The sequence below is a fragment of the Rhodanobacter sp. 7MK24 genome, assembly GCF_014842995.1.
Lineage (GTDB): Bacteria > Pseudomonadota > Gammaproteobacteria > Xanthomonadales > Rhodanobacteraceae > Rhodanobacter_A.
In genome coordinates, this window is record NZ_JACYXL010000001.1 from 119,153 (window position 1) to 137,550 (window position 18,398).

Sequence of the window (18,398 nt, forward strand, 5' to 3'; positions counted from 1 at the left end):
CTGTTTTAAGCTTGGTCACAAAAGGGGGTTCCATGCAGAAGCGGCAAGGGGCTTCGGCTCGAATCGTTCTGATTGGCGTTTTCGGTGCAGTTGTCGCGATCGTGCTCTTGTCACTAGCAGTTCGCACTGTGGGCGAGTACTGCAGTGCATCGCCGAGCGGCTGCACAATTTGGACCTTCTTCGCTGCCTATTGGGAGACCATTGGTGACTTCCTCGAAAAGAACGAGGGGGCGATAGAGGCTTGCGGCACAATCTTCGTTGCCATATTCACCTTCACCCTTTGGGCTGCAACGCAGAAACTTGGCGACCTGGCGTTGGAGCAGGGTGAGGCGATGGATCGTTCGATCACAGAGGCAACAAGGGCCACGCAAGCGACGAACAGCATTGCGACGGTCACTAGAGAGAATGCCGAGCTCATGCAGTCGATCCTGCATAGACAGATGCGCGCGTACGTATCGGTCGATGCGGGTCAAGCTATATATCAAGACGAGAGGTTGCGCTTCGCGGGCGTGCCGGTTATCACCAATACTGGCTACACGCCCGCTCGAAACGTTTCCCACCATGTGATGGCAGCGATCCTAGATACGGATCTGCGCGAAGACTTTGAATTTGAAAAATTTGGCTTGAGGAACGTCAGTGACGCCACGCTTAGCCCACGTCAAAGCTTCACCATCAACTCGCCTGTTAGAGAACGATTCCCCGATGGCGAAGTCGAGGCCCTCATGTCAGGTGAGGCTAGGCGACTTTACGTTTGGGGCGTAGTTGCCTACGAAGACATATTCGGTGGGAAGTGGGAAACGAATTTCTGTTTTAACTACACCTTCTTCCGCAATGGCAAGAACGATGTTCGAGTTGCCTCGTACATCTACCGCCAACACAACAATGCCACGTGAGCAAAACAACAAAACGACAAAGATGTAGGGATCAATGCCTGACGGGGCGTTTTCCAGAAACCAGGATGTTTTAGCCCCGCACTTCCTCAAACCGGTTCTCTGCTCGATTCTTGCGCACCTTCGCCGGATCCCACACGCGTCCGTTCATCGCGATGTAAACGCCGTCGGGCAGCGTCTGCACCGCGGCCACAGCGCAGCCGATGTTGAACACCGCGTCCGAGCCCTGGAAGCGCGCGGGGTTCAGTGCGCCGGTGAGCACGATCACTTTGCCGGGGATGGTGGCGAGCACCTTGGCGGTTTCCACCATGGTGTCGGTGCCGTGGGTCACCAGCACGTGGCGGTGTGGCTGCGCCTCGATGGTGGAGCGGACCAGCGCGCGGTCCTCGTCGGTCACGTGCAGGCTGTCCTTGCGCAGGATCGGGATCACGTCGAACTGGAACGCCACGCCGAGCTGGCCGAGGATCTCGCCGATCTGCGGGGCGCCGATCTTGTAGTCCGACTTGTCGTCGAAATAGATCTTGTCGATGGTGCCGCCGGTGGTGACGATGGTGAGATGCTGCATGGTCGGAGCCGCGTGGTGGAAAGGGCGCCAGTCTAGCGCCCGCTGCGTGCCGTCGCTTGTCTTTCGAGGCTGCTTTGCTGGTAGAACCCGTCGATGGCGCCGATGGACGCGAGCCGGATCTTCGGCAACGCGATCCGGCGAAAGATTTCCGCGTAGCGCTTGCGGTTGCCCGGGGTGACCACGGCGATGTGGTGAAGCATGTTCCAGGTGACGCGGTCGCGGCCGCCCTCCAGCGCGCCCACCCTTGCGTGGCCTGAAAGGCAGCGCGCCAGGTAGCGAAACAGGCTGAGCGGCGCGGATATGTCCAGCAGAATGATTCCGGTGGCGCGCTGGATACGCTGCGGCATGCACACGGAGTAGTTGCCGTCGATGACCCAGGCATCGCCCAGGATGGCTTCATCGTGCAGGGCGACGAACTCCTTTTGCGGCCGGGGGCGCCAGTCGGTGCGGGGGAGATGGTGGAGCTGGTCGAGGTGGATTGCGTGCAGGCCGCACTTGCGCGATCGCTTCTGCCAGCGTCGATTTGCCGCTGTTGGAAGGACCCAGGATGCAGATGCGCCTGCCCAGATCGGACAGCGTCACGTCGGCATGTCCTGTCGGCGGCGACGGCATGCTCAGTGCAGCAGCAAGGCGGTGTCGTCCATGCCGATATCCGCCAGCTGCAGCAGGCCGTGACCCAGGAAACGGCGCAACGCCGCCGCAGGCCGCGCATCGCCGCGCGCTTGCGACCACGCTGCCTGGCGTGCCAGCAGGGCCGCCGCCGCGCAGCGTGCCAGCGTGATCGCCAGGCCGCGCGCGCCGGCTTCCAGCGTGGCGCGCTGCGCAGGCGTCGCATCGAGATGGCTGGCCGCAGCATCCAATGCCGCGTCGATGGCTAATGCGGCGTGCGGATCGCCGCCTTGCAGCCAGGCGGCCACGGCGGTGCGCAGCGCGACCAGTCCGTCGCCGGTCAGCGCACGCAGCGCATCCAGCGACAGCACGTTGGTGGTGCCTTCCCAGATCGCGTATACCTGCGCATCGCGCAGCAGCTGCGGCAGCCCGGTGTCCTCGATGTAGCCGGCGCCGCCGAAGCATTCCAGCGCCTCGGAACAGAGGCGTACCGCGAGCTTGCCGGTCCACAACTTTGCCAGTGGCGTGAGCAGGCGCAGCAGCGCGATCTCGTGTGGCGCGGCGCTGCCGTGTTCCACGCGGCCCAGCAGTTGCGCCACCTCGAAGGCCAGCGCGAACGCACCCTCGAACTCGGCCTGCATGTCGGCCAGCGTCTGCGCGTGCAGCGGTTGCTCGATCAGCGGGCGGCCGAAGGCCAGCCGTCGGGTGGCGTAGTCGCGCGCCAGCGTGATCGCACGCGCCATGCTGGCGACCGCGCACACCGCGTTCCACGTGCGCGTGACGTTGAGCATCGGCGCCACCTGTCGCACGCCGTTCGACAATTCGCCCAGAGGCCACGCGGGCAGGCCGTCCAGATGGATCTCGGCGGTGGGCAGTTCCTGCGTGCCCAGCTTGTCCTTCAGGCGGTCGATGACGAGTTCCGGCCTGCGTTGCGTACCGTCCATCGTTTCCACGTAGAACAGCGCCAAGGCACCGGAGCCGGCGCCGGCGCCTTCGGGCCGCGCCAGGGCCAGCGCCGCCTCGCCCACCACGGCCGAACTGAACCACTTGCGGCCGTGCAGGCGCCATTGGCCCTCGGCATCCTGCCGCGCGACGGTTTCGGTGTTGCCCACGTCCGAGCCGCCGTGCGTCTCCGTCATCCACTGGCCGCTGAGCCAGAACGTCGCCGTGTCGCGGCTGAGGAAATGCGGCAGCGCGCGCTCGATCAATGCGCGATTGCCGGAAGCCTTCAACGCGGTTGCCGCGCCATCGGTCATCGCCAGCGGGCAGGTATAGAACTCGCTGGCCACGTGGTAGAGATAGACACGCGCGAATTCCTCCAGCCGCGCGTGCTCATGGTGCTCGTGGCCGGCGGCGAGCACCGCGTGGCGCGTAGTGACGTGCGGCCCTTCCTGCCATGCCGTGGTCAACTCGATGCGATCCACGCGCCGTCCCCACGCGTCCCATTGCGTCAGCACCGGCTTGCGTCGCGTGGTCGTGGCGGCGCGCTGCCACGCCATCAGCGCGTAGTCGCCCAACGCGTGGAGGTCGCCGTCGAGCGCGTCGCGTCGCACGCCGGGCAACGTGCGTTCAAGCAAGGCATGCAGCAAGCGGTCGCTGCGCCAGGGATGCGGAAGTTGCGGGGCGGCTTGCAGGAATCCCATGGGCGACTCCTCGGTGCGAAGAGGCCAGTATAGAAAGCGCGGGGCAGGCCGGATCAAACGCAGGGGGTCTGTCCACTATCTCCGCTTGGCAAGCACGGGGAGAGTGTGAACGGGCTCCGAGGGCGTCACCCCCTGGCCGGAAACCACATGTCCGCGGTCGGCTGGAACGCTCGCGGCGTCACACCGAGCAAGCGTTCCAGTTCACTGTTGTCCGCAATCAGGTCCGCATCGAGGCGTGCCAGGGGGCCGCGCAATTTGGCGGGCGCGAAGCGTTGGCCCGCGTGCAGCAGCCACGCCGGCAGCGCGATGGGTAGGTTGGCGTGTGGCAGCGTTTGGCGGACGCGGGCGAACATGTCGTGCGCGGTGAGCCGCTCGCCGCCGCCGATGGGCAGGATGCGTCCCGCGCTGGCAGGGCAATCGAGCGCGGCGAGCACGGCGAGCGCGATGTCCTCGGCGTGCACCGGCTGGCGCATGCCGCGACCGGCGGGCAGCGGGAAGACACGCGTGCGCCAGGCGCGCCGGGCGATGGGGCTGAGGCTCTTGTCCAGCCCTGCGCCATAGATGAGCGTGGGGCGCAGCACCGTCCACGGTGCGCCATGGCGGGCGCAGGCGGCGGCCAGCGCCTGTTCGCCATCGCGCAGCTGTTGCGAGATGGCGCGTTCGGCAGGCTCGCCGGAGTCGCGTTTCGTCTCCGCGCTCATCGAGCTGGTGGCGATCACGCGCGGCGGCTCGCTGCCGAATTCCATGCGCGCCAGCCAATCGGCAAACGGCCGAAGCGGGCCGAAACTGATGACCGCCGAAGGATGCGGCAGTTCGTCTGGCAACGCGTCGGGCAGATTGCCATGCAGCCAGCACAGGCCGGGTTGCGAGGCGCGCGCGTGGCGGCTCAGCGCCGTCACCGAGGCGCCGCTGGCGACCAGGCGCGGCAGGAGGAAGTGGCCGATCTGGCTGCTGCCACCGAAAACCAGCACGGAAAGCCTGCTCATGATCTCCAGGTGCCCCGCGTCGTCGCCGGGCGGCCGTCAGGTGGAAGCGCGGCGTGGCGCGGCGCCTGGGCTCTCAGGCCTGGCCGCGCGCTGTCGCATGGCGGCCATTCGACGACAATCCGCAGGGCCGGGGCTGTTTGCCCGCATGCCTGCGTCATTGCTCGGTTGTGGACGTCCGTCCGTTCCTCGCCCCTCAAAGCCGAGTCCATCCACGGACTCTCCCTGCGGACGATCATTCGTTCTTGACCTCCGCGCCAACAGCTCCCGGCGCGGCGTGATTGGAGATCGCGAGCAGGCTCCGACATCACGAACCCGACTGCAGGCGCGCGGCGAGATCGCGGGTGCGCGGCAGGTCCGGCGCCAGCTTGCGCGCCTGCTGCAACGCCTGCATCGCGCCGATGCGGTCTCCACCGGCGAGTTGGCGATCGGCCTGGTCCAGCCATGCGCTGGCAAGGCGCTGGCGGAGCGTGCCTTGCGACGCATCGCCAGGCGAAACGTCGGCGAGGTTGTCCAGCATCTGGCCGGCGCGGACGAGGTCGCCCGCAGCCAGCGCGCGATTGAACAACTGTTGCACCGCGCCGGGCAGCGCCTGCAAGCCTTGCTGGGCGGCGGCATTGTTGCCGTCGATGGCGAGTGCGCTGCGGTAGAGGTCGTAGGCGCAGTTGCCGGGCGGCATCATGATGTCGCCGCGTTGAGTGGCGGCTTGCGCCTGCAGCAGCAGGCGGGCGATCTGTGCGCTTTGCTGCGGCGTCGGCGCGGGCGCCGCGGCGGGCACCACATCCTGGTCTTCGTTCGCCGGTGCCTTGGCGGCCGTGGACGGCTGTGTCTGCATTCCTTGCAGGCGCGCACGCGCCGCGGCGATGTCGGCGGATTTCGGTGCCAGTGCCGCCGCATTGTCCAGCAGCTTGCCGGCTTGCGCGGCGTCGCCGGCGTCCATCGCCGCGCTGGCCTGCACCGTGAGCGCCTGCGCCACTTTACCGAGGCCGGCCTGCGCCTGCGCGTTGTTCGCATCCAGCGCGAGCGCGGCCTTGTAATGCGCCAGCGCGGTGTCGTCGCCGTCGCCGGCGATGCGTCCGTTACGCAGTGCATCGTCGCCTTGTTGCAGATCGGCAGCCAATGCGGCGCTGTCCTGTTGGCCGGCTTGCGCACGCGCGGCACGCAGGCCGGGCAGGGCGGCGTTGTTCGGCTGCAACGCGGCCAGCTGTTCGATGGCGGCGTCGGCGCCCGGGCCATCGTTCGCATCGATGGCCTTCTGTGCTTGTGCTGCCAGAGCGTCGCCAACCTGATCCAGGCCGTGGCGCGCCACGGCATTGCCGGGATCGGCGGCGAGCATCTGCCTGTACAGTGCGCCGGCGCCGTGGTCGCCGCCGTACTGGCCGGCGGCGAAGGCTTGCTGCGCCTGATCTACCAGGGTCGCAACCTGCACCTGCGATGCGCGTTTGGAGGCGATCATCTGGTCGAGATGATCCACATCGCTGCCGCCACCCAGCAGCTCGCGCGCCACCGCTGCCTTTTGTGCTGCCACGTCGAACTGGCCGGCCTGCAGAGCGGCGTCGGCTTGCGAAAGTTCGGCCATGCCGACCTGGTGCAGCCCGTCGCGGGCGATGTCGTTGTCCGGCTCAAGCGCCACCGCCGCCTGGAACAGTTCGCGGGCACTGGTGCCGTCCTGGCCATCCAGATGGCCGGCGGCCAGCGCCTGTTGCGCGCGGCCGAGCACGTCGTTGAGTTCGGTGCGTGGCAGCAGACTGTTGCTGAGATAGCTTCGTCCCAGCCACATCGCGCCCGCCGCGCAGATCACGAGCAGCAGAAGGATGGGCACCAGCCAGCGGCGGCGCTTGCGCCGGGGTTGTGCCGATTCGCGCGCATTGCGCGGCTCGGCTTTCATCGATGGCAAGTCGTCGCGTGGCGGTGCGTCGCGCAGCGAGCCACGGCGCGACGGCGCATCGAGCTGGTCGAGGTTGCCCAGCGTGGGTTCGGTGCGTCCGCGCTGTTCGGATTCGTGCTGGTCGCGGCGTCCGCTCATGGGTTTGGCAAATCGTGGGAAGGTTGAATGATCGGCTTTCCAGCTCGTCGTGCCGGCGGAAGCCGGCATCCCGTGTCTTGATGCTCTTGGCTTGACGGCGCTGGATGCCGGCTTGACCAGCCATTTGGCTGTTGAGAAACGTCCTGCCGGCAGGACGGGCAAAATCAGCAGCGTTTGGAATTCCATCGCAGCTTAGCAGCGCACCGCTCCATCGCCGCGTTGCGCCGGAACGCGCGTTCAGGATGCGCGAGCGCTACCGATGCGGCGCGCTTCCAGCACGTTGGGCAAGGCCACCAGCCGGCCGAGCAGGGTGGAGAGCTGTTCGAAGTCGCGCACGCGCAGGGCGAAGCGCATTTCCACCTCGCCGCTCTTGGCGATGGCCCGGCTGGACGAGGCGAGGATGGGCGTACCGGCATTGCTGATGACGCCGGCAACGTCCTTTTGCAGTCCCTTGCGATCGTAGCCGCGCAGTTCGACGTCCACTTCGTAGGCCTGCGCGTTGGCCTTGCCCCAGGCCACCTCGATTACGCGGTCGGGATCGCGCCGCGCGAGCCGCGCGAGGCTGGCGCAGTCGGCGCGATGCACCGACACGCCGCGGCCGCGCGTGATGAAGCCGCGTACCGGGTCGCCGGGCAACGGCTGGCAACAGCGCGCAAGCGTGGTGAGCAGGTTGCCGATGCCCTCGATGCTGAGTGCGCCGGGATCGCGGGTGGGCGCGGGCCGCGCGGTCGCGACCGGCAGGATGGCATCGTCGCTTTCCAGCGGCTGCGCGGCTTCCTGCAGCGCGCGCGCGATCTGCCCTGCGCTGATTTCGTTCAGCGCCAGCGCGACGAGCAGTTCGTCCTGTGTCTTCAGGTGGAAATGCGCCGGCAGCTTCGCCAGGTCGACTTCAGGCAATGCCAGGCGCTTGAGTTCGCGCTCGAACATCGCGCGGCCCACCGCGAGATTGGCGTCGTGCGCCAGCCGGCGGAACCAGGCGCGCACCTTGTCGCGCGCCCGTGCGCTGTTGAGGTAGCCGTGGTGGGGCGACAGCCAGTCGCGGCTCGGTTCGGCCTGCTTCGCGGTGAGGATCTCCACGCGGTCGCCGCTCTGCGGCTGGAAGGTGAGCGGCACGATGCGGCCGTTGACCTTGGCGCCGCGGCAGCGGTGGCCCACCTCGGTGTGCACGTGGTAGGCGAAGTCCAGCACGGTGCCGCCGTGCGGCAGGTCCACCACTTCGCCGCGCGGCGTGAGCAGGTAGACGCGGTCTTCCATCAGTTCGGTGCGCAGGTTGGCGGCCAGCGTGCCTTCGTCGTCGCTGCGTGTTTCCAGCAGCTTGCGCATCCAGGCGATCTTGGCCTCGAACTCGGCATCGGCGCCGCTGCCTTCCTTGTAGCGCCAGTGCGCGGCCACGCCGAGCTCGTTGGCGCGGTGCATCTCGTGGGTGCGGATCTGCACTTCCAGCGTCTTGTCGCGCGGGCCGATCACCGCGGTGTGCAGCGAACGGTAGCCGTTGTCCTTGGGGCGCGCGAGGTAATCGTCGAATTCGCGCGGCAGGTGCGGCCACAGCGTGTGCACCACGCCCAGCGCGGCGTAGCAGTCGGCCACCGTGTCGACCAGCACGCGCACCGCGCGGATGTCGTACAGCTCGCCGAATTCCAGCTCCTTGCGCTGCATCTTCTTCCAGATGGAATAGATGTGCTTCGGACGCCCCGCCAGTTCGGCGCGGATGCCGGCGTCGGCCAGCGCCCGGCCCAGTTCGTCCAGCGATTCGCGGATGAAGGCCTCGCGGTCCGTGCGGCGTTCGTCAAGCAGCCTGGCGATGCGCTTGTAGGTATCCGGCTGCAGGTGGCGGAAGGCGAGGTCTTCCAGCTCCCACTTCAATTGCCAGATGCCGAGCCGGTTGGCCAGTGGCGCGTGGATGTCGCGGGTGAGCCGCGCCAGTTCCGTGCGTTCGGCCTCGGGCAGCGCCGTCGCCGCGCGCAGGCGCGCGAGTTGGCGCGCCAGTAGCACGAATACCACGCGCAGGTCGCGGATGATCGCCAGCAGCAGACGGCGCAGGCCCTCGGAGCCGCCGTCCTGCGTGCGCTGCGCGTGCAGGGCCCACACCTGCTCGGCGGCCTGCTGGCCTTCCACCAGCCGGCGCACTTCCTGTGGCAGACGCGGCGCCTCGGCTTGCCACAGGGCGGCATCCGCGCGCGACAAGGCGAACCACAGCGCAGCCGCCAGCGTGGACGCATCGCAACCCATCATCGTCAGCAGGTCGAGCACGTCGGCGCATTCGGCCTGGTCGACGGGCCGTGCGAGGCAGGCCTCGACTGCCGCATTCAGTGCGGGCGACAGCACGCCTGCGCGGTCGCGCCAGGCTTGCAAGCGGGCGGGTGGCGTGGGCGTGTGCATGGCAGGAAGCGCATCGGGGATGATGCATTCTAGGGGGATCGATGGCGCTTGGCTTGGCCGTCATGCGGCCGCAGAATCGCGCTGGTACCCCTTGCCTGCGACAGATCCCATTCATGCGCTGGTTTCGATCACTGCTGGCCGTCGCGCTGGCTGCCGGCATCACCCTGCTCGCGGCATGGCTGCTGATGGCGTGGAGCGAGGCAGGCGCGCCGTCGCTGCTCGATTTCACCCAACGTCATCCCATGATGGGAGCGGCCTTCGGCCTGCTGTCCACCTTGGCGGTGGTGGTGCCGGCGCTGCTGCAGCGGCGCCGGCGCAAGTCACGCTGAGCCAGCGGCCCCGAGACTCCGTTGGTCTTCGGTCAGCTGGCGGGAGTCAGGACAGGTTGGGCGGAAACGCTTCGCGCAGCTCATTCACCAGCACGCGCTCGTTCTCCGAGTAGTCGATCGGCACCGACACCAGGTGCACGCCGCCGGCCCGGAAGGCGGCCTCCAGCGTCGGCGCGAACTGCGCGATATCGTCGACGCGATGCCCCTGGCAGCCGAACGCGCGGGCATACAGTTCGAAGTCGGGATTGCCGAAGGTCATGCCGTAGTCGGCGAAACCGTCCACCGCCTGCTTCCAGCGGATCATGCCGTAGGCGTTGTCCTGCAGGATCAGCACCACCAGGTTGAGCTTGAGGCGCACCGCCGTCTCCATCTCCTGGTCGTTCATCATGAAGCCGCCGTCGCCGCACACGGCCAGCACGCGGCGGTCCGGATACAGCATCGAGGCCATCATCGCCGAGGGCAGGCCGGCGCCCATGGTGGCCAGCGCGTTGTCCAGCAGCAGGGTGTTGGCGACCTGGGTGCGGTAGTTGCGCGCGAACCAGATCTTGTACATGCCGTTGTCCAGCGCCACGATGCCGTCGGACGGCATCACCGCGCGCACGTCGCGCACGATGCGCTGCGGTGTGAAGCGGTCTTCGCCGGCGCGGTCGGCGAGGTGGGCGAGGATGCCCTCGCGCAGCGGCAGCAGTGCTTTGGCGTTCGGTACCTGGCCCTCGATGCGGTCGGCCAGCAACGCCAGCGAGCGGCCCATGTCGCCCACGACCTCCGCCTGCGGGAAGTACACCTGCTCCACGCTGGCCGGCTGGTAGCTGACGTGGATCACGGTGGGGCCGCCCGGGCGCATCACGAAGGGCGGCTTCTCGATGGTGTCGTGGCCGATCGCGACGATGACGTCGGCGCGGTCGATCGCTTCGTGCACGTAGTCGCGTTCGCTCAGCGCCGCCGTGCCCATGTACAGGCCCGAGCCGCCGGCGACCGAACCCTTGCCCATCTGCGTGGTGAAGAACGGGATGCCCGCGCGCAGCACGAAGCGCGACAGCGCCTCGCTCGATGCCGGCCGCGAGGCCGCCGCACCCAGCATCACCAGCGGTCGCTGGGCGGCGCGGATCAGTGCGGCAGCGCGCTCCACCGCCTCGGCGCCGGCGACCGGCACTTCCAGCGGGTGCGGCGGCACCAGCGGCACCGGGTCGCATTCCATGCCGGCGATGTCCTCGGGCAATTCCAGGTGCACCGGGCCGGGGCGCCCTTCCTGCGCCATGCGGAAGGCGTCGCGAACCAGGGTGGGGATCGTGGTGGGCGAGACGATCTGCCGCGCCGACTTGGTCAGCGGCTTCATGGTGTTGACGATGTCGACGATCTGGAATTGCGCCTGCCGGCTGGAGCGGATGCCCTTCTGCCCGGTCAGGATGATCATCGGCATCGCGCCGAGGAAGGCATAGGCGGCGCCGGTGGTGAAGTTGAGCGCGCCCGGCCCCAGTGTGCTGATGCACACGCCCGGCTTGCCGGTGAGGCGCCCGTAGGTGGCGGCCATGAAAGCCGCCGCCTGTTCGTGGCGGGTGATCACCAACTGGATGGAGGAGTGGCGCAGCGATTCCACCACGTCGAGGTTTTCCTCGCCGGGTATGCCGAAGATGCGCTCGACGCCTTCGTTCTCCAGCGCAGCTACCAGCAGGTCGGATCCTTTGGTCATGTCGTGACGTTCCGGTGATGTGGTTGGTGATTTCCCCTGTCGTTCCCGCGCAGGCGGAAATCGAGTGTCATCAGGGAGGGTCGGAATAATTTGCTCTTTGCCGTCATTCCCGCGAGGCGCTCCTCAACAGCCGAATGGCTGGTCGAGCAGGAATCCAGCGCCTTGGTGTTCAAGGCTTGAAGGCACTGGATGACTCGCTTTGCTCGCTCCTCCGGGGCCGCCCTTCGGGCGTTCTGCGCGCGAAGCGCTTGTCCAGCTTTCGCTGGGATGACTGACGGGCACGGTTTGGATCTTCGTCAGAGACGGTCCACCCATACGGTCTGTGCGTTGACGAATTCGCGCAGGCCGAAGTGCGACAGCTCGCGGCCGAAGCCGCTGTGCTTCACGCCGCCGATCGGCACGCGCGGGTCCGAGGCGGACCAGCCGTTGATGAACACGCCGCCGGTGACCAGCCGCCGCGCCAGCCGCTTGCCGCGCTCGACGTCGCCGGTCCACAGGTTGCCGCTGAGGCCGTAGTCGCTCTGGTTGGCCAGTTCCACCGCGTGGTCGGCGTCGCGCGCGGCGATGATCGCCCCCACCGGACCGAAGGTCTCGCCGTCGAAAACCGGCATGCCCGGCTTGACGTCGGCAAGCACGGTGGGCGCGTAGAAGAAGCCCTCGCGATCCAGCCGCTGGCCGCCGAGCAGCAGTTTGGCACCGGCTTTCACGCTGTCGGTCACCTGCTGGTGCAACTGCTCCAGCAGGTCTAGGCGGGCTATCGGGCCGACCTGGGTGGCATCGTCGCGGCCGTTGCCCACCACCAGTGCCCTGGTGCGTTCGACGAAGGCGTGGGTGAAGCGTTCCAGCACGGCTTCCTCGACGATCATGCGCTTGGCCGCGATGCACACCTGGCCGGCATTCTGGAAGCGCGCGGTCACGGCGATCTCGGCGGCCTTCTCCACGTCGGCGTCGGCCAGCACGATGAAGGGATCGGAGCCGCCCAGTTCCAGCACCACTTTCTTGATCGCGTGGCCGGCCTGGCCGGCGATGGTGCGCCCGGCGCCCACGCTGCCGGTGACGGTGACCGCCGCGACGCGCGGATCGGCGATCGCGGTGGCGCTCTGCGCCCGTGTGAGGTGCGCGGTGATGAAGGCATCCTCGGGCAGGCCGGCGGCGCGCCAGGCCTCGTCCAGCAGCTCGGCGCAGCCCACCACGTTCTCGGCCGGCTTCAGCAGGAAGGCGTTGCCGCCCATCAGGATCGGCACCGCGGCACGCATCGCCTGCCAGTAGGGGAAGTTCCAGGGCATCACGCCGAGCACCACGCCCAGCGGCAGGTACGACACGTAGGCCTTGCCGTCCGGCACCTCGGTGGGTTCGTCCGCCAGCAGGCGCGGGCCGTGGTCGGCGTACCACTCGCACAGGTGCGCGCACTTCTCCACCTCGGCGCGCATGTCGCGCAGCGGCTTGCCCATCTCGGCGGTGGCCATCGCGGCCATCGCCTCGGTGCGCTGGCGCAGCGACGCGGCCATGCCGCGCAGCACCGCCGCGCGCTGCGTCAAACCGGCGGCGCCCCAGCGCGCGAAACCGGCTTGCGCACGGTTTAGCAGCGGCCCCAGTGCGGTATCGGCAAGAAAGGGCCGTTCGGCGATCAGTTCGCCGGTGGCGGGGTCGCGCGATATCGAAGCGGCGTCGGGTGCAGTCGGACGGGTAGAGTCGGCGGACATGGATGGCTTCCTCGTGAGTACGTGGCCGGCACGCGGCGCGGTCGATGCGCGAAACATGGACCTGTGTGCCGGCGGGAACAAGACGGGTGGCGATCCTGGGTGTCGTACCACCAGTCTCGCTAGGCGACCCCGGCAGGCTAGCCTTTTGTCCGTCGAAGATAGGTGACCAGCGACAGGTCGTGGCGGTTCTGCGGCACCAGCGCCACGTACTGCAGGTCGACCCGGCCCAGCGCGGGGTGGTCGAGCTGCTTGATGCCCTCGTCGAAGCGGCGCACGTCGTGGTCGGGCCACCAGCGGCGGAAGACGTCGCTGCACTCGGTCAGTTCGGCAATCAGCGCGTCGAAGGGGCGCTTGTCCGCTGCCTGCGCATACGCGGCGCGGAAGCCGGCGAGGGTGCCGCGCGCGATCTCTTCCCAGTTCACGATGAGCGTGCGGTAGGGTTCATGCAGGAACATCAGCCGCAGCGTGTTGCGCTCGTGCGGCGCCAGCCTGTCGTAGTCGACGAACAGCTCGGCGATCGCGCGGTTCCAGATCAGGATGTCGAAGCGGTTGTTGCGCACATAGGCGGGCAGCGGGTCCAGCGCCTGCACGAACTGGCGCAGGCCGTCGGTGAGCGATTCGTCGTGGGTGTCTTCCGGCGGCGGGTAGCCGGACAGCGCGAACACGTAGGCGCGCTCGGCGTCGCTCATGCGCAGCACCCGTGCCAGCCGCTCCAGCGCCTCGGGCGAGGCGCGCACGTCGCGGCCCTGCTCGATCCACGTGTACCAGCTCGCGCTGACGTCGGCGGCTAGCGCCACTTCCTCGCGCTTCAGCCCCGGCGTGCGGCGGCGACCGATGGGAAAGCCCAATGCGGCCGGCGACACGCGCGCGCGGCAGGCCACCAGGAACGCGCCGAGTTCCCTGCGTTGCGTCGCGTTGTGCGTGGTGGCATCCATCGTCGCCGCTGTCTGCTGGTATCTCTGGATGATAGCGGGGAAAACTCTTGAAGCATGTCGCATGCGTTGCATGGCACGCGCGGGCAGAGGTTCGTTCGTCAGGCAAATCCTAGGCAGAGCTATGCGTTCACGGCTTTGCTCGTCATCCCGGCACAGGCCGGATCCAGTTGCGATCACGCCTGTTCGAGCCGCACCGTCACTGGATGATTCACTGCGCTCACCTCTGCGAGGCCGCCCTGTGGGCGTTCGGCGTTCTGCGCGCTTGCCCGGCCTATGCCGGAATGACGAATGTGGAAGTCCTGAAGTTTCCAGATATGGAGCGGCGTGGCCACGCCGTTTATCGCGCAGGAGGGTTTGTTCCTTGCAATGGCGCGCGCAAGTCTTGAGAAGACAAGCTGGAAAACTTGAGCGGCCCTTCAGATCGCTTCCAGCGCCTTGGCGAGGCGCTTGGCCGACACCGGCTCCGCGGTCTTCAGTTCCTGCGCGAACAGCGACACGCGCCATTCCTCGATCAGCCAGCGCAATTCGTCGAGGTCGCCGTCGCCGGCGGCGCGGTGCTTCAGGTATTCGCGCCAATAGGGCAGCACTTGCAGCATGCGCTGCTGGTCTTTTGCCGGGTCTTGCCGCAGGCGTTCGCCGCGCAGGCGCATGGCCTTGAGGTAGCGCGGATAGTGCGCGAGCCGAGCCAGCGGCAGGTCGCGCAGGAAGCCGGGGGCGAGCAGGGCATCGAGTTGTTCGCGCAGGTCGTCGTAGCTGGCGCGCGCGAAACCCATCATGGGCGGCTGCATCCACGGTTTCAGCTCGGCCTGCGCCTCGATGGCGGGTTCGGCGAGCTTCAGCCGTTCGACGGCACAGCCGAACAGTTCGCGCGTGGCCTGGATGCGCAATGCCTCGAAGGCACCGGCGCTGCGCGCATCGAGATCGAGCCGCGCGACGAGGTCGGCGAAGCCGCCTTCCACCAGGTCTTCGCGCAGCCCGTCCACGCCGCCCAGCGGTGCGTACTTCAGCGCCAGCGGGTTGGCGATGGGCAGACGCCGGCGCGCCTGCTTCAACTCGCTGGCCAGCGCATTGCGCAGCAGGCGCAGCACACCGGAGACATGCGCGGCCGCGGCTTCGTCGCGGCGTTCGAACACACGCAGCGCCACGGCATCGCCGAGGTCGACCAGCGCGGGGAAGGCCAACAGGCCGCCGCTGGAACGGACTTCGCGCGGGATTTCCTCGAAGTCCCACGTGGCGACGTCCTCGCGGGTGAGTTCCACGTCGGTCTTGCGCGAAAACGCTTCGCGCGCACGGCTTTCCCACTCGATACGCAATGCGGCGAGGTCGCGGCCGGCGGCCAGCGTGCGGCCGCTTTCGTCATGGACGCGGAAGCGCATCAGATAATGCGGCGCGAGTTCGATGGCGGCGAATTCGCCGGCGTCGACAGCGACGCCCGTGGTGCGCTTGAGGAAACCGGCCAGCGCCTTCGCCAATGGTTCGTCGCGCGGGGCCTCGGCCTCGGCAAAGGCGCGCGCGAAATCCGGTGCGGGCACGAAGTTGCGGCGCTGCGCCTTGGGCAGGCCGCGGATCAGTTCCGCCGCCTTGTCGGCGAGCAGGCCGGGCACCAGCCATTCGCAGCGCGCGGCGGGCAGCGCGTTGAGCATCGCCAGCGGCAGGTGCAGGGTCACGCCGTCGGCTTCGTCGCCGGGCACGAAGCGATATTCGAGGCGGTAACGTTGCGTGGCCGCTGCCAGCGCCCCGCTGGCGGCCACCGGTACGATTTCCAGCGCCGCGGGAAATGCCTTCGGATCGAGTCCTGCGCCGCCAGCCATCACCTCGTCGAGCGACCAGCGCAAGGCTGCTTGCTCAGCAGGGCGCGCATGGCGGTACCACGCATCCAGCGCGCGGCTGCTGGAGATGTCTCCCGGCAGCTTGCCGCGGAAGAAATCGACCAGTTCGTCCTCGTGGCGGATCAGGCCTTCGCGGCGCTGCTTCGCCTCGATGCCCTGCGCATCCTCCAGCACGCGCTGGTTGGCGCGCACGAAATCGGCACGCGCCTCGATGTCGCCACGGGCCAGCGCTTCGCGCAGGAAGATCTCGTGGGCCAGGGCAGGGTCCTGTTTATCGAAGGTCACCGCGCGGCGTTCGACCAGGTTCAGGCCGAACAGGCTCACCTGTTCGTAGGCCACCACGCAGCCGCGCTTCTTCGACCAGTGCGCGTCGCGGCAGCTGGACTTCAGCAGATGCGCAGCCTGCTGCTCGATCCATGCCGGTTCGATGCGCGCGCACATCATCGCCCACACCTTGCCGCCTACGTCGAGGATCTGCGCGGCGAACACCCAGTTCGGCGGCACCTTCGCCAGCGCCGAGCCGGGGAAGACCTGGAACTTGCGCTCGCGCGTGCCTTGGAAGATGCCGCGCTCGTCCTTGCGACCGACTTGCGTGGGCAGGCCGGCCAAGAGACTGCGGTGGATCGTCTCGAAGAGACGAGCCGCCGCAGTCTCTTCATCAATGACGCGCTCCTTGCGTTCGCCTCCTCTCCCTTCCGGGGAGGGGATTGAGGCGAGGGGCGGGTACTCGCGGGAACGCTCATGCGAAGCGCGCTTGTTCTTGCCACCGCTTCGCGAGGCCGGCCCCTCACCCCGCCCCTCTCCCCTAAGGGGAGAGGGGGGAGCAGCATGGCCTCCCCGAAGGGGAGAGAGGGGAACAGCGTGGCTTCCCCGCTGCGGAGAGGGAGGAACCGCTGCGTAAGAGGGGGGCGAAAGCTTCCATCCCAGCTCCTGCACCACCAGCAGCAACTGCCTGTGCAGCTCGCGCCATTCGCGCATGCGCATGAAACTGAGGAAATGCCGCGAGCACCAGTCGCGCAGCTTCGATTGCGTGAGCTCCTCGTGCGCCTTGTCGTACTCGCGCCACAGGTTCAGCACGCCGACGAAGTCGGATTTCGGATCCGCGAAGGCGGCGTGCGCGGCGTCGGCCTGCTGGCGCGCGTCGGCAGGGCGTTCACGCGGGTCCTGGATGCTGAGGAAGGCGGCGATGGTGATGAGCTCGCGCAACGCGTGCAGCTTTTCGGCTTCCACCAGCATGCGCGCGAGCTGCACGTCGATGGGCAGCCTGGCCAGCGTGCGGCCGATGGCGGTGAGCGTGCGTGTGTCGTCGATGGCGCCGATCTCGGCGAGGCGACGGTAACCGTCGGCCACCACGCGCGGGTCGGGCGCATCGAGGAAGGGGAAATCGTCCACCTCGCCCAGCTTCAGCGCCAGCATGCGCAGGATCACGTTGGCCAGCGAGGAACGCAGCAATTCGGGATCGGTGAATGCGTTGCGCGACGCGAAATCCGCTTCGTCGTAGAGGCGATAGCAGATGCCGGGTCCAATGCGGCCACAGCGGCCCTTGCGCTGGTCGGCGGCGGCCTGCGAGACGGGTTCGACGTGCAGGCGTTCGAGCTGGCTGCGCTGGCTGTAGCGTTTCACGCGCGCGCTGCCGGTATCGACCACGTAGCGGATGCGCGGCACGGTGAGCGAAGTCTCGGCCACGTTCGTCGCCAGCACCACGCGGCGCTTCGGGCCTGGCTTGAACACGCGGTCCTGGTCGGTAGCGGAGAGCCGTGCGTACAGCGGCAGGATCTCGGTCTCGCGGTATTGCCGGCGCGACAGCAGCAGGTGGGCGTCGCGGATCTCGCGCTCACCGGGCAGGAACACCAGTACGTCGCCCGGGCCGCCGCCGAGGCTGCGGTCGGCCATGATCTCGTCGAGCACGGCGGCGATGTGCTCGGTACTGCCTTGCTGCATGCGTTCGCCGGTTTCGCCGGCCGGCCGCCAGCGCAGTTCCACCGGATACGCACGGCCTTCCACCGACACCACCGGCGCGCCGCCGAAGTGTTCGGCGAAGCGCGCGGTATCGATGGTGGCCGAGGTGACGATGATCTTCAGCTCGGGCCGTTTCGCGGCGAGCCGCTTGAGGTAGCCGAGCAGGAAGTCGATGTTGAGGCTGCGCTCGTGCGCCTCGTCGATGATCAGGGTGTCGTAGGCCGACAGCCAGGGATCGTTCTGCGTCTCGGCGAGCAGGATGCCGTCGGTCATGAACTTCACCAGGGTGCGCTCGCTCACCTGGTCGGTGAAGCGCACCTGGAAGCCGACCAGGTCGCCGAGCTGCGTGCCGAGTTCTTCCGCCACGCGGCGCGCCACCGAACGCGCGGCGAGGCGGCGCGGCTGGGTGCAGCCGATCAGCCCGGCTTCGCCGCGGCCGGCGGCGAGGCAGAGCTTGGGAATCTGCGTGGTCTTGCCCGAGCCGGTTTCGCCGGCGATCACCACTACCTGGTTTTCGCGGATCAGCTTGACGATTTCGTCCGCGCGTGCGGCGATGGGCAGCGATTCGTCGAGGCGGATCGCCGGTTTTGCCTCGATGCGCGCCCGGCGCTTCGCCGCGGAGGTTTCGATGTCGGCGACCAGGGTCGCCAGCTTCTTCTCGTCGGCGTGCCTGGACAGCCCGCGCCAGCGTCCCAGCAGGCGGCCGAAGTCGCGGCTGCACGCGCCGTCGAGCGCGCGACGCAGGTCGCGCAGCGTGGGCTGGGTGGGCGGCGGGCGGTTCGTGTCGTTCATTGAGCCGCACATGATAACGGCTGGTTTTTTCTCGTCATCCCGGCGCAGGCCGGACAAGCGCGTGGC

General features: G+C 68.0%; 13 protein-coding genes. 2 read left to right on the forward strand and 11 right to left on the reverse strand.

The window, feature by feature from the left end; genetic code table 11:
- The first annotated feature begins 32 nt into the window (after positions 1-32).
- Positions 33-893: a hypothetical protein gene (locus IHE49_RS00515; RefSeq protein WP_192153910.1), complete on the forward strand. Its 861-nt coding sequence runs from the start codon at positions 33-35 to the stop codon at positions 891-893.
- 70 nt (positions 894-963) lie between these two features.
- Here IHE49_RS00515 and IHE49_RS00520 read toward each other — a convergent pair whose 3' ends face one another.
- From IHE49_RS00520 to IHE49_RS00545, 6 genes are all read right to left on the reverse strand, one after another.
- The gene (locus IHE49_RS00520) at positions 964-1,455 is read right to left on the reverse strand and encodes an asparaginase domain-containing protein (protein WP_192153912.1); all 492 of its coding nucleotides are present in this window, start codon (positions 1,453-1,455) and stop codon (positions 964-966) included.
- A gap of 32 nt (positions 1,456-1,487) precedes the next feature.
- Complete coding sequence (locus tag IHE49_RS18405) at positions 1,488-1,802, reverse strand: hypothetical protein (protein ID WP_225578090.1); 315 nt, start codon at positions 1,800-1,802, stop codon at positions 1,488-1,490.
- 267 nt (positions 1,803-2,069) lie between these two features.
- Positions 2,070-3,707, reverse strand: coding sequence for an acyl-CoA dehydrogenase family protein (locus tag IHE49_RS00530; RefSeq protein WP_192153914.1), 1,638 nt, complete (start codon positions 3,705-3,707; stop codon positions 2,070-2,072).
- A gap of 125 nt (positions 3,708-3,832) precedes the next feature.
- Positions 3,833-4,693, reverse strand: coding sequence for an NAD-dependent epimerase/dehydratase family protein (locus tag IHE49_RS00535; RefSeq protein WP_192153916.1), 861 nt, complete (start codon positions 4,691-4,693; stop codon positions 3,833-3,835).
- A gap of 304 nt (positions 4,694-4,997) precedes the next feature.
- A complete protein-coding gene (locus IHE49_RS00540; protein ID WP_192153918.1) occupies positions 4,998-6,716 on the reverse strand; it encodes a hypothetical protein in 1,719 nt (572 codons plus the stop codon).
- 237 nt (positions 6,717-6,953) lie between these two features.
- The gene (locus IHE49_RS00545) at positions 6,954-9,095 is read right to left on the reverse strand and encodes a bifunctional (p)ppGpp synthetase/guanosine-3',5'-bis(diphosphate) 3'-pyrophosphohydrolase (RefSeq protein ID WP_192153920.1); all 2,142 of its coding nucleotides are present in this window, start codon (positions 9,093-9,095) and stop codon (positions 6,954-6,956) included.
- Between the two features lie 113 nt (positions 9,096-9,208).
- Between IHE49_RS00545 and IHE49_RS00550 the strand changes: the two genes are divergently transcribed.
- Positions 9,209-9,424 (forward strand): hypothetical protein, encoded by a 216-nt coding sequence (locus IHE49_RS00550; RefSeq protein ID WP_192153922.1) that lies wholly within the window; start codon positions 9,209-9,211, stop codon positions 9,422-9,424.
- 46 nt (positions 9,425-9,470) lie between these two features.
- Here IHE49_RS00550 and IHE49_RS00555 read toward each other — a convergent pair whose 3' ends face one another.
- The 5 genes from IHE49_RS00555 to hrpA form a co-directional block, all read right to left on the reverse strand.
- Positions 9,471-11,114, reverse strand: a complete 1,644-nt coding sequence (locus IHE49_RS00555; RefSeq protein WP_192153924.1) for an acetolactate synthase large subunit — start codon at positions 11,112-11,114, stop codon at positions 9,471-9,473.
- Between the two features lie 296 nt (positions 11,115-11,410).
- Positions 11,411-12,817: an NAD-dependent succinate-semialdehyde dehydrogenase gene (locus IHE49_RS00560; protein WP_192153926.1), complete on the reverse strand. Its 1,407-nt coding sequence runs from the start codon at positions 12,815-12,817 to the stop codon at positions 11,411-11,413.
- A 137-nt stretch (positions 12,818-12,954) separates the two neighbouring features.
- A complete protein-coding gene (locus tag IHE49_RS00565) occupies positions 12,955-13,752 on the reverse strand; it encodes a helix-turn-helix transcriptional regulator (protein ID WP_192153928.1) in 798 nt (265 codons plus the stop codon).
- A gap of 173 nt (positions 13,753-13,925) precedes the next feature.
- A complete protein-coding gene (locus IHE49_RS00570) occupies positions 13,926-14,084 on the reverse strand; it encodes a hypothetical protein (protein ID WP_192153930.1) in 159 nt (52 codons plus the stop codon).
- 84 nt (positions 14,085-14,168) lie between these two features.
- Positions 14,169-18,332, reverse strand: a complete 4,164-nt coding sequence (gene hrpA / locus IHE49_RS00575; protein ID WP_192153932.1) for an ATP-dependent RNA helicase HrpA — start codon at positions 18,330-18,332, stop codon at positions 14,169-14,171.
- Positions 18,333-18,398: the final 66 nt, after the last annotated feature.